Source organism: Bradyrhizobium sp. 155, assembly GCF_023101105.1.
Classification (GTDB): domain Bacteria; phylum Pseudomonadota; class Alphaproteobacteria; order Rhizobiales; family Xanthobacteraceae; genus Bradyrhizobium; species Bradyrhizobium canariense_D.
The window spans coordinates 5,260,918-5,272,881 of record NZ_CP064704.1 but is presented as its reverse complement, the minus strand read 5'-3'; the positions used below and the strand labels follow the sequence as shown (position 1 = coordinate 5,272,881).

The 11,964-nt window shown below is 63.5% G+C and carries 8 protein-coding genes; 4 read left to right on the top strand and 4 right to left on the bottom strand.

The features are described from left to right. Window positions 1–36: 36 nt before the first annotated feature. From IVA93_RS25655 to IVA93_RS25645, 3 genes are all read right to left on the bottom strand, one after another. A complete protein-coding gene (locus tag IVA93_RS25655) occupies window positions 37–2,007 on the bottom strand; it encodes an AI-2E family transporter (RefSeq protein ID WP_026233267.1) in 1,971 nt (656 codons plus the stop codon). Between the two features lie 103 nt (window positions 2,008–2,110). Further along, a complete protein-coding gene (locus IVA93_RS25650) occupies window positions 2,111–2,425 on the bottom strand; it encodes a hypothetical protein (RefSeq protein ID WP_018456931.1) in 315 nt (104 codons plus the stop codon). Window positions 2,426–2,843: 418 nt separating this feature from the next. Further along, on the bottom strand, window positions 2,844–4,583 hold the full coding sequence (locus IVA93_RS25645; RefSeq protein WP_018456930.1) for a methyl-accepting chemotaxis protein: 1,740 nt from the start codon (window positions 4,581–4,583) through the stop codon (window positions 2,844–2,846). Window positions 4,584–4,802: 219 nt separating this feature from the next. On the opposite strand from IVA93_RS25645, the gene IVA93_RS25640 reads away from it, so the two are divergent. From IVA93_RS25640 to IVA93_RS25625, 4 genes are all read left to right on the top strand, one after another. Beyond that, on the top strand, window positions 4,803–6,185 hold the full coding sequence (locus IVA93_RS25640) for an ethanolamine ammonia-lyase subunit EutB (RefSeq protein ID WP_247363438.1): 1,383 nt from the start codon (window positions 4,803–4,805) through the stop codon (window positions 6,183–6,185). Window positions 6,186–6,336: 151 nt separating this feature from the next. Next, window positions 6,337–7,923, top strand: coding sequence for a B12-binding domain-containing radical SAM protein (locus IVA93_RS25635; RefSeq protein WP_026233266.1), 1,587 nt, complete (start codon window positions 6,337–6,339; stop codon window positions 7,921–7,923). A 6-nt stretch (window positions 7,924–7,929) separates the two neighbouring features. Then, on the top strand, window positions 7,930–8,715 hold the full coding sequence (eutC, locus tag IVA93_RS25630; protein ID WP_018456927.1) for an ethanolamine ammonia-lyase subunit EutC: 786 nt from the start codon (window positions 7,930–7,932) through the stop codon (window positions 8,713–8,715). A 206-nt stretch (window positions 8,716–8,921) separates the two neighbouring features. After that, entirely contained in the window at window positions 8,922–11,288 is a 2,367-nt protein-coding gene (locus IVA93_RS25625) for an efflux RND transporter permease subunit (protein WP_018456926.1), read from the top strand. 120 nt (window positions 11,289–11,408) lie between these two features. Here the strand turns inward: IVA93_RS25625 and IVA93_RS25620 are convergent, their stop codons facing one another. Beyond that, a complete protein-coding gene (locus tag IVA93_RS25620; protein ID WP_018456925.1) occupies window positions 11,409–11,906 on the bottom strand; it encodes a hypothetical protein in 498 nt (165 codons plus the stop codon). Window positions 11,907–11,964: the final 58 nt, after the last annotated feature.

Below are 11,964 nucleotides of genomic sequence, written 5' to 3'. Positions count from 1 at the left end.
GTTGGCTGAAATCAGCCATGTCTAGCGTACAAACTGCTAAGCGGCCGTGATCTTCGAAGCCGGGCCTTCGGCTCCAGTGCCAAGGGAGTCCACACCCGTCGCCTCTATGCAGAGTTTAAGCGCCCCGCCCAGAGTTGCAGCAGCCAGATCCGCCTTGGCACCTTCCCGCAGGCTTTCCAGCGCCGCTGGGTCGATGTCCTTCATCCAGCAACCCAGAATGATTGTGGCCTTCGGCAATTTACGGCGAAGGCGTCGCACCGAGTAACGCATGTGGGCGGGGCTGCTTGCATCCATATAGACGAGGCAGACAATGGCGACCCCGGTGGTCTCCAGCCGGAAGATATTCGCCGTCGATAGCGCTTCCGCTGCTTCAACTCGTGCCGACAAGCCATGCGCACCGGTCAGTTGAGCCAGCATGATCGCAGCGGCTTCGTCGATCGGATTTCGCCCGGCCACACAGAGGACGGGATGTTCGCCTTGCCATCCAGTGGGCAAGTCCTCCTTGCGCAGAACCCGCAGACTCTCATAAGGCGCGTCCTCAGCCACGCCCTCTATGGCAGATGTAGCTTCGACATCTGTGGTCGGGCCGACCTTCGGCGGCGGACGCTCATCCTGCTCCGAAATGTTATTGGCAAATTCCTGGACCGCATCCCTGATTTTGGTCAGCCGGTCGGGATCCAGAGCGCCGCGCTCGGCATCCGCTTGAGCCAGTTGCAGTCCTCGCAGGGCGACTTCGTCGTAATAGGAGCTGAGAGATCGCTCCTTCAAGAACTCCTCGGCTTTTGCAGATGCTTCTGTCGGGTCGCCGGCGAGCATCCGCTGATAGAATATCTCAGGCGGAGAGAGTGCTGGTCGGTCTCCAAACATGACGTCCAGGAACTCCAGCCGCTCGACATGGCGGCCCAGTACGACGAGACACACCGTGAGTGGTGTCGCCAGAACGAGGCCGATCGGACCCCAGAGCGCCGTCCAGAACGTCGCAGAAGCCACAACGGCCACCGGCGACAGTCCCGTGCTGTGTCCATAGACCATCGGCTCCAGCACATGGCCGACGACGGGCTCCACCACCACGAACAGCGCGATCGTCCAAAGCAGCATCGTCCAGGTTGGATCGACCGCGACCGCGAGAGCGAGAGGAAAGGCGGCGGCGATGACCGCCCCGATGTAGGGCACGAAGCGCAGCACTGCTGCCAGAATACCCCACAGGATCGCGCTTGGAACGCCGATCAGCCAGAGACCCATTCCGATGACGATGCCGAAGCTGCCGTTCACGAGAAGCTGGATAAGGAAAAGCCGGCTGAGGCGGCTCGCCGCGTCATCAAGGGCAGCCGTGGTGCGCTGCAGGTCATCCGAACCGGCCAGCCTGATCAGACGATTACGAAGATCCTCGCGTTGAAGCAAAATGAAGATCACGAATATGACGATGATCCCGGTCGTTGCGAGCGGATGAAGCAAGGGTGAAATCAGCGTTTGCAAGCTCTCCAGCGCGCCGGGATCGGGCTGAAGCACTTCCACAGGAACGGGCCTCGGCGCGGCCGCTTTCGGAGCTGCTATGGTCCCCAACGAATTCGTGGCCTCCTTGGGCTTGTCGAGTTCTTTGCTGAGGTCCTTCAACATGCTCGAAGCCCGCTCGAGCGTGCCTCGACCAGCGGTGGTCTCACGGAAGGATTGGATCTTCTCGCTTATTGTGGACTGATATCGCGGCAAATCGCCAGCCAGCTGCGTGAGTTGGGTAGCAAGGAGACTGCCCATCGCAAATATGAATGCGAAGGCGATCACGACCACGCTCACCACAGCCAAACTGCGTGGAATGCGCAGACGCTGAACCAGTCGAACCAGGGGCGCCAGCACGAAGCTGAGCAAGACGGCCAGCGCTATGGGGATGATGATCTCGCGACCATAATACAGCACCATGACAATGATCGCGGCGAGAATGGCCATCGCCACGGCGCTCAATAGCGAAATCAATTCTTCCGGTGTTCGTGCTTTGAATGGCTGCCTGATCACAGCTCCTCGCTAGGCCGGGAAAAGCGGCGAGTTTGTTGACGTCCAGTGAGTTCAAAAAAGCCGCGGATTGCTCCGCGGCTTTTGCATTCACAGGATTCGTATCTCAGTAGCGGTCGGTGCCGATCCCGACGCTCACGCCGGGAGCGCGGAAGCCGATGCCGCTGCGCTCTTCATAGCCGCGCCGCTCGATGTAGCGCTCGCGAGGCGCATATCCGTAGGAATCGCGCCCTTCGCGGATGATGACACGGCGTTCGCCGCGCTCACGCCAGCAACGACCGTCTTCGTTGCAGACCATGCGCACGTTCTGAATGTTGCTGTCCGGAGCGACAGACAGGGTGGGAGACAGCGGGGCTGCAGCAGCGGCGGTCACGAGAAGGGTACTTGCTGCGGCCGCCAGAGCGGCTGTGAAAAATTTCATCGTGTTTCTCCCAAATGTGATGTGTCAGTGAGGCAATAGACTGGGAACCCAATGGTTCCATGGCTGAACAGATATCGTCAGCTGCCGCCATTCTGTTTGCAGGCATTCCCTGCCCGAAAGACAGGTGAACTCGCCATGATTGGCGATCATGACCTGGAAGATGGGATTGCGGAGAGAGGCATCGCGCGGTCTCTGTGAAGATCGGCTTCGAGATCCTGCCGGCCCAGCGCGGAAAGCTCCAACATTGACATCATGCTCCTGTTTTGCCCGACGGAGCAAGTAGATTCGTCAAATCCGCAGAAGACGGGGCGGTAGCCAAGCCATTGAAATCGCTGTCCCCGGCTACTGTGCATGGGGTTGTTTTCGCGTTTTTGATGGAGCGACCCCACCGCCGGCTCTGTTGGCGATGGACGTGCGGCTACCCGGCCTTGGCGATGCGGCCGTCCGCCGCGCCTGCGCGCAGGTTCTGGAAGAACTTCTCCACCTCGCGCGACAGCGTCTCCGCCGTCTCGGTCACGCTGCTCGCAGCCCTCAGCACCGAGGAGGCTGCAGTATCGGTCTCGCCGATGGCGTCGCGGAGCGAGCTGATGTTGGCGACGAGGGTCTCGTTGCCTTGGGCAGCCGATTGCGCGTTGGACGAGATCTCGCGCGTGGCGGCGTCCTGCTGGCCGATGGCGCCGGCGATCGCCGAGGTGACGTCGTTGATCTCGCGCACCGCGCCGCCGATCTCGCGGACGGCGTCGACCGCGTTGCGGGTGGAGGACTGGATCATCGAGACGTTTTCGCTGATGTCGGCGGTCGCTTTCGCGGTCTGCCCCGCGAGCGCCTTCACTTCGTGTGCGACGACGGCAAAGCCGCGGCCAGCATCGCCCGCGCGCGCCGCTTCGATGGTGGCATTGAGCGCGAGCAGATTGGTCTGCTCGGCGATCGCCTGGATCAGGCTGAGCACGCCGTCGATGCGTTGCGTGGCGGCCGCCAGGCTCTCGATCTCGGCAATCGATTTCTCGGTGCGCTGCCCGGTCTGCTCGACCGCGCTGGCGGATTGCCGCACCTGCCGGCCGATCTCCACCACCGACGCAGACAGCTCCTCGGCCGCGCCTGCCACCGCCGTGACGTTGTGCGATGCCTGTTCGGTGGCGTTCGCCGCCGTGCCGGCGCGACTGCTCGCGTCCGCGGTGACGCGGGTGATGGTCTGCGCCGTCTCGCGCATGACGGAGGCGTTGTCGCCGAGGCCGCGCATGATCGCGCCGATCGCCTCGCGAAACGCGTCGACGGATTGCTCGATGTGGCGGGCGCGCTCCTCGCGCGCGGCGGAGTCCTGCGAGACCTGCGAGGCGAGGTTGCGGTTGCGCCCCATCGCGTCCTGGAAGATCTGGATCGCGCGCGCCAGTGCGCCGATCTCGTCGGCGCGGTCAGAGTGGGGCACCACGACGTTCTCGGCGCCGTCAGCGACCTGCTTGATGGTCGCGGTGATGGCGGAGAGCGGGCGTGCGATCGAGCGGGCGATGATGACGATGCCGATCACGACGAGGGCGAGCGCCACGCCGGCGAGGCAGGTCAGGACGAAGGACAGGATGCGATTGGTCTCGGTCTCGTGCGCGATTTGCCTCGCGCGCTCGGAATAGACTTTGGACAGCGCCTCGAGATCCTTGTTCAGCGCCGAGCGCACGGCGCGGTTGGCGTCGTTGTCGCCCCATTCGCGGCCCGCGGCCGCATTGATCTCGACGCCGCGGCGCACCAGCTCCTTGCGAAACTCGACGAACTGCTCGATGCGCTTCTTGAAGGTGGCGAACTGTTCGGCATCGTCAGCCTTGACGATGGTCTCCCAGCGCTTCACGACGTCGAGGATCTGGGCGTTGAACTTGAGCAGGCCCTCGCCGTATTTCTTCACCACGGCCGGTTCGGTCGACATGTAGACGCCGCGTGATTCCATCACGACCGCATAGACCAGCGAGTTGACCCGCTCAACGTTCAGCGCGGCGGCGTTCGCGGTCTCGATCGCGGTGGTCAGCTCGGCACCGCGGCGGCTGTTGTAGTCGGACAGCATCGCGATCGCGGCCGTGAGCAGCGCGAACAGCGCGAAGATCGCGTAGAGCTTGTTGGCAAGCGTGAAGCGGCCGGCGAGGCCGGCGGCATTCCCAGATTGGTCGGTTTTCATGGTTTCAGGGGCCCGAATGGCCGGGAGCGGCCGGAGAGCGCAGTCGTACAAATCAATGCAAAACTATGCAGAATGAAGATGGACGCGGCGTTAACGCCGGGTTTGGCCTCCTTCGCCCTCGGTCGAAAGAAAGGTCGATATTTCAGCGTCTTGATCTGAAGGTATAGTCTTGGGATTGCCCTGGCGTCGGCCTTTGGCCGACGAACCCCGGAGAGACCCTTGGTCTACCGCCACACCATCGACGCCACGACGTACACGTTCCCGGATTTGCGCGACCTGCTCGCCAAGGCGACGCCGCCGCGCTCCGGTGACCGGCTGGCCGGGATCGCCGCCGCCAGTGCCGAACAGATGATCGCGGCGCGGATGGTGCTGGCCGACGTCCCTCTCGGGCAGTTCTTACAGGAAGCCGTCATCCCCTATGAGACCGACGAGGTCACCCGCCTCGTTATCGACAGCCACGACGCCAAGGCGTTCGCGCCGGTGGCTTCGCTGACGGTCGGCGCCTTTCGCGACTGGCTGCTATCGGACGCCGCGACGCCCGAAATCCTACGCAAGCTGGCCGGCGGCATCACCCCGGAGATGGCGGCGGCGGTGTCGAAGCTGATGCGCAACCAGGATTTGATCCTGGCGGCGCGGAAATGCGAGGTCACCACCGCTTTCCGCAACACCATCGGTCTGAAGGGCCGGATGAGCACCCGGCTCCAGCCCAACCATCCCTTCGACGACGCCAGAGGGATCACCGCCTCCATCCTCGACGGCATCCTGCTCGGCGCCGGCGATGCCTGCATCGGCATCAACCCGGCGAGCGACGACCCGGCCGTGATTGGCCAATTGCTGCGGCTGCTCGACGAGGTCATCGCGCGGCTCAAGATCCCGACCCAAGGATGCGTGCTGACCCATGTCACCACGACATTGTCGCTGATCGGGCAGGGGGCGCCGATCGACCTCGTGTTCCAGTCGGTCGCCGGCACCGAGGCCGCCAACCGCAGTTTTGGCGTCGACCTCGCGCTCCTCAAGGAGGCCCAAGAGGCCGGGCTGTCGCAGAAGCGCGGCACGGTCGGGCAGAACGTGATGTATTTCGAGACCGGGCAGGGCTCGGCGCTATCGGCCAATGCCCATCACGGCGTCGACCAGCAGACCTGCGAGGCCCGCGCCTATGCGGTGGCCCGCGCCTTTGCGCCCCTCCTGGTCAACAGCGTGGTTGGCTTCATCGGCCCGGAATATCTCTACGACGGCAAGGAAATCATCCGGGCCGGGCTGGAGGATCACTTTTGCGGCAAGCTGCTCGGCCTGCCGCTTGGGATCGACATCTGCTATACCAACCACGCCGAGGCGGACCAGGACGACATGGACAATCTGCTGACGCTGCTCGCTGCCGCCGGCGTTACCTTCATCATGGGTGTCCCCGGCGCCGATGACGTCATGCTGAACTATCAATCCACGTCTTTTCACGACGCGCTCTATGTCCGCGACGTCTTCGGATTGCGTCGTGCGCCGGAATTCGACGACTGGCTGGCGCAGTCGGGCATTGCGGGCCCCGATTTCCGTCTTGCCGGCGATGCAGGCCTGCTGCCCGATTTTGCCTCACGGTTGATCGCGTGACGTGGCGGAAGCACCCGGCGGCCCGAGGAAACCATTGGTGCCCAAGGGAATTAAGCTCTGCCACAATATTGAGAAATTCCGGCGGCAGCATTACGCTATGTAGCTGTCTGGCAATTTCCGCAGCTAAGTCGAGCGTGGCGGGGGAGCTTTGATGCGAGCTGAAAGTAACGGGACGTCCCGGCGGATTCTCTGCGTGTTTCCGCGATACACATCGTCGTTCGGGACGTTCGAGCATTCCTACCCACTAACCGATGGCGTCCGCGCCTTCATGCCGCCGCAGGGACTTTTGCTGCTCGCGGCCTATCTGCCCGAGGAATGGCAGGTCAAATTCGTCGACGAGAACCTTCGCCGTACGACCAGAGAAGAGTTCGAATGGGCCGAGGCGGTCTTCGTCAGCGGCATGCACATCCAGCGCCAGCAGATGAACGATATCTGCCGCCGCGCCCACGAGTTCGATCTGCCGGTCGCGCTCGGCGGCCCCTCCGTCAGCGCCTGCCCGGATTATTATCCGTCGTTCGACTATCTCCATGTCGGCGAGCTCGGCGACGCCACCAATCAGCTGCTCGAAATACTGTCGCGCGACATCTCGCGTCCCGAGACCCAGGTGGTTCTGACCACCAAGGACCGCGTGCCGATGACGGAGTTTCCGATCCCGGCCTACGAGCTCGCCGACGTGAAGAAATACTTCCTCGGCAGCATCCAGTATTCCAGCGGCTGCCCCTATCAGTGCGAGTTCTGCGACATCCCCGGCCTTTATGGCCGCAACCCGCGCCTCAAGTCGCCGGAGCAGATCATCGCCGAACTCGACCGCCTGCGGGAATGCGGCATGACCGACACGGTCTATTTCGTCGACGACAATTTCATCGGCAACCGCAAGGCGGCGCTCGACCTCCTGCCGCATCTGATCGAATGGCAGAAGAGGACCGGCTACATGGTGCGGCTCGCCTGCGAGGCGACGCTCAACATCGCCAAGCGGCCGGAAATCCTCGAGAAGATGCGCGAGGCCTATTTCGTCACCATCTTCTGCGGCATCGAGACGCCCGACCCCGATGCGCTGAAGGCGATGCACAAGGACCACAACATGATGGTCCCGATCCTCGAGGGCGTGCAAACCATCAACTCCTACGGCATGGAGGTCGTGTCCGGCATCATCATGGGGCTCGACACCGACAAGCCGAACACTTCGGAGGCGCTGCTCGCCTTTGTCGAGGAGTCCCGAATTCCGCTGCTCACGATCAACCTGCTTCAGGCGTTGCCGAAGACGCCGCTGTGGGACCGTCTGGAGCGCGAGGGGCGCCTGGTCGAGGACGACGGGCGCGATTCCAATGTTGACTTCCTGTTGCCCTACGACGACGTCGTTGCGTCCTGGAAGCACGCCATGGCCGTCGCCTACGAGCCCGAGAAGGTCTACGGGCGCTTCCAGTATCAATGCGACCACGTTTACGTGCACCGCCTCAAGATGCCAACGCCGGACGAGATGAAGACCTGGACCAACATCAGGCGCGGCCTCGTCATGCTGCGAAACATCTTCTGGAAGGTCGGCGTGCTCGGCGACTACAAGCGCGTGTTCTGGAAGTTCGCGCTGGGCCGCATCAAGCGCGGCGATCTCGAAGGCCTGATCGGCTGCACCCTGATCGCGCACCATCTCATCACCTTTGCGCGGGCGGCCTCGACCGGCCAGCAGAACGCCTCGAACTATTCGATCCGGCTACGCGAGGCCTCCGTTCCCGCCGAATGACACAACATGTCTGATCCGGCCATCCCGCGTCGTCCGACCCTCGATCTGCGGTCGCTTACGCCCGCGCGCGTCGCGCTCGGGCGCAGCGGCGCGAGCCTGCCGACGCGGGCATTGCTCGATTTCACACTGGACCACGCCCGCGCCCGCGATGCCGTACACGCCGTGTTCGATGCGCCGCGGCTGGTCGCGGATCTCTGCGCGCTTGGCCTCGTCGTCACCGAGGCGAACAGCCGGGCGGTCGACCGCGGGGACTATCTGCGGCGGCCCGATCTGGGCAGACGGCTCGATGCCGGATCAGCCGAGTCCTTGGCGCGGAGCGCCTCGGAGCCGTGCCAACTCGCACTCGTGATTGGCGACGGCCTGTCGGCGGCGGCGGTCCACGCCCATGCGGCCGCGCTGGTGATGCGCCTGCTGCCGTTGCTCGCGGCCGACGATGGTGTCGCGATCGGCCATGTCGTCGTCGCCTCAGGCGCGCGCGTCGCGCTCGGCGACGAGATCGGCGCCATTCTCGGCGCGCGCATGGTCGCGATGCTGATCGGCGAGCGGCCGGGCCTGTCGGCGCCCGACAGTCTCGGCGCCTATCTAACTTTCGCCCCCAAGCCGGGTCGCACTGATGCCGAGCGCAATTGCGTGTCGAACATCCACAAGGCCGGGTTGAGCTATGACGAGGCTGCCTTCAAGATCGCCTGGCTGGTCCGCGAGGGGCTCGCGCGGGAAGTGACCGGTGTGGCGCTGAAGGACGAGAGCGCAGACCGCGCGCCGCGTCGAATTGGCACGGCTTTGCCCGAATGAAGGGCATTAAGGCAAAATCGCCACATCTTGATCGATTCGGCCACACTCCGCCTGCTTGCGAGAAGGGCGATTGACCTGCTAAACCCCTCGCAGCGATTTTCTGCGCATTTTCAAAGGGCAAGCCTCCCATTGGTATGGCATTTTCAAGCCGTTCGCGGGGCGCGACAAGCTCACAGACCCGAGCCGATTTAGGAACTGGACAAGGCATGCTCGAAAAGCACAGCGAGAGTGAGGTTCATGTCGACAAGGTCGAGCAGGGACCTGCGTCCTCGATCGCCTTCGGGCTGGAGCGCATCGGGCTGATCGCAGTCCGGGCGCCCATCGTCTCCTGCGTCGTCCTGCTCGTGCTGATCGTCGGCGCCGTGTTCGGCATCCACCGGATCAAGATCGACGATTCGCTCTCGCAGCTGTTCCGGTCCAACACGCCGGAATTCCGCCAGTACGAAGCGGTGACCAAGAAGTTCCCGGCCGAGGAATTCGACGTCCTCGTCGTAGTCGAGGGCAAGACCCTGCTGGCCCGGAACAACCTCGAGAAGCTGCGCGACTTCGTCACCGACATGCAGCTGGTCGAGGGTACGCGCGGACTGGTCTCGCTGTTCTCCGCGCGTCAGGCGCCCGCTCCGGGCAAGCTTCCCGCCGCACTGTTCCCGCCCGAGCTGCCCGAGGGCGAGGCCTATGACAAGTTCATCGAGGGCGTCAAAGCCAACGAGATCATCCGCGGCAAGCTGTTGTCCGAGGACGGCACGCTGGCGCTGATCGTACTGTCGCTCGATCCGGAGGTGGTCGCCTCCAACAAGCTGACCAAGACCGTCGCCGACATCCGCGCGCTGATAAAGGAAGACCTCAGTGACACCGGGCTCAACGTGCAGCTTTCCGGCGTGCCGGTGATGCAGCTCGAGATCCGCAACGCGGTCGAGCGCGACGGGCTCACCTACAACATCCTCGGCATTCTCGCCGGCTGTGTCATCGCCATCATCTTCTTCCGCAAAATCTCGTTCATGGTGGCGGCGGCGTTCCCGCCGATGATCGCGATCCTGCTGGCGCTCGGCGCGCTCGGCTGGGCCAATTTCAATCTCAACATGTTCCTGAACGTAATGACGCCGCTCATCATGGTCATCAGCTTCTCGGACTCGATGCAGCTCACCTTCGCCGCGCGCGACCGGCTGATCGCGGGCCAGGACAAGTTCACCGCATTCAAGAACGCGGTGCTGGTGGTGGGACCGGCCTGCGTGCTGACGCACGGCACCGCAGGCATTTCCTTCATCGCGCTCCAGTTCTCCGACTCCGATCTGATCCGCAAGTTCGGCGAGGCGGGTCTCGCCGCCACCATCATCGCGCTGGTTGCGGTGTTGTCGCTCGTGCCGGTGTTCGGCGTGCTGCTCGTGCGCAACGAGAAGGTCTTTGCGACCAAGTTCCAGAGCGCGGATGCCGGCGTACAAGCGCTGCGTAATTTCTGCTACTGGATCGCGGTGCGCATGGTGGGCCGTCCCGGCCTGTTCAGCCTGATCGCGGTGGTGTTCGTGGCGGGCCTCGGCGTCATCTACGCAAATCTGGAGCCGCGCTACCGGCTCGCCGACCAGGTGCCGGACAAGCGCCAAGCGGTCGCGGCCAGCGACCGGCTCGACGCCAAGCTCACCGGCGCCAACCCGGTCAACGTTCTGATCCAGTTCCCCAAGGGTGAATCGCTCTATTCGCCGGAGACGCTGCAGACCATCGCGGACGTGCACGCGACGGTGGAGAAGGCCGCCGGTGTCGGCAATGTCTGGTCGGTCGAGACCCTGCGCCGCTGGCTCGCGGACAAGGCCGGCAGCGCCGACGTCGCGACCCTGAAGGAATATGTCAGCGTCATTCCGGAGCATCTGGTGCGCCGGTTCATCGATGCCGAGCAGGACGCGGTCGTGGTCGCAGGTCGCGTGCCGGACAAGGATTCCAGCCAGCTCCTGCCGATCGTCGACAAGCTCGATACCGAGCTCGACGCCGTCCGCAAGAAGCATCCCGGCTATGAAGTGGCGGTCACGGGTCTTGCCGCGATTGCCGCGCGCAATTCGGCCGGCATGATCGAGAAGCTCAACCGCGGGCTCACCGTCGAATTCGCGCTGGTCGCGATTTTCATCGGCCTTGCCTTCCGTTCCTGGGTCGTGATGTTCGCCTGCATCCTGCCGGGCATCTTCCCCGTCGTGATGTCGGGAACAGTGCTGTGGGCGATGGACGAGGGACTGCAATTTGCCAGTGTCGTAGCTCTGACCGTTTCGTTCGGCCTGGGCTTAAGCGCCACCATCCACTTCCTCAACCGCCTCAGGCTCGAGAGCAAGCCGGGCGTCGGCTCGGCGCTCGCAGTGGAGCGCGCGACCGTGCTGGTCGGCCCGGCGTTGATCCTGACCACGTTGGTGCTGGCCTGCGGTCTCGTCGTCACGGTGTTCTCCGATCTGCCGTCGCTACGGCTGTTCGGCTGGCTCAGCGCCTTCTCGATGGTGATGGCGCTCGTCGCCGACCTCTTCATCCTGCGGCCGACGGCGATGTGGTTGATCAATCTGCACGCCAAGCTTCAGGGCACCGACAAGCCGGCGATCTGAGCGGCTGCATCCATCGGACACGGAATCGGCGCGGTCCGGACGATTGCGCCGCGCCTCCGAAAAACAACAAGCCCCGGTTCGCGAGAACCGGGGCTTGTCGCTTCGAAGCGGTAAGAGCTGTCAGCCCTTCGTCATCGTGATGTTGACGCCGCGAATCTCGCCCTTGGATGAGATCTGCACCGTCTGCTTGGTGCCGTTGGTGCGCAGCGACAAATTGGCGGCAAATCCGTTGGCCTCGACGAACACCTCGATCTGGCCGCCACCGGCGGTGCCTTGGAGATTGCCGAAGATGTTGCGGTTGGTCTCGCTCCAATTGCCGGAGATGCGCTCGCCTTGGCTGGTCACATCGCTGGTGAGGTCGAACTTGTAGCTGTCGGAGGCGCAGTGCAACGCCTGCTTGAGACTGAGACCGGTGCCGGCAACCTTGTAGTCCGCCTTGCAGCGGATGCGCTCGGTCGAGCCGTCGGACAGCGACACCGTACCCGTCCCGGTCCATGCGCCCTCGAAACCTGCAAACGGTCCGGACGACTGAGCCTGACTTGTCGAAACCGAGAAGAGCAGCGCAGCGCCGATGCCGGCCGCCTTGATTGCCAGTTCAGTCCGTCCAAAGAATTTCATCTCAAAATATCCCGTTTAGAACGACGTCCGCTTCTCACGAAGAACGTCTCGCCACATC

Excerpts from the sequence above, each read along its gene's own strand:
- IVA93_RS25650 (WP_018456931.1), bottom strand. The coding sequence starts at position 2,425 with ATGAAATTTTTCACAGCCGCTCTGGCGGCCGCAGCAAGTACCCTTCTC.
- IVA93_RS25645 (WP_018456930.1), bottom strand. The coding sequence starts at position 4,583 with ATGAAAACCGACCAATCTGGGAATGCCGCCGGCCTCGCCGGCCGCTTC.
- IVA93_RS25635 (WP_026233266.1), top strand. The coding sequence starts at position 6,337 with ATGCGAGCTGAAAGTAACGGGACGTCCCGGCGGATTCTCTGCGTGTTT.
- eutC (WP_018456927.1), top strand. The coding sequence starts at position 7,930 with ATGTCTGATCCGGCCATCCCGCGTCGTCCGACCCTCGATCTGCGGTCG.
- IVA93_RS25625 (WP_018456926.1), top strand. The coding sequence starts at position 8,922 with ATGCTCGAAAAGCACAGCGAGAGTGAGGTTCATGTCGACAAGGTCGAG.
- IVA93_RS25620 (WP_018456925.1), bottom strand. The coding sequence starts at position 11,906 with ATGAAATTCTTTGGACGGACTGAACTGGCAATCAAGGCGGCCGGCATC.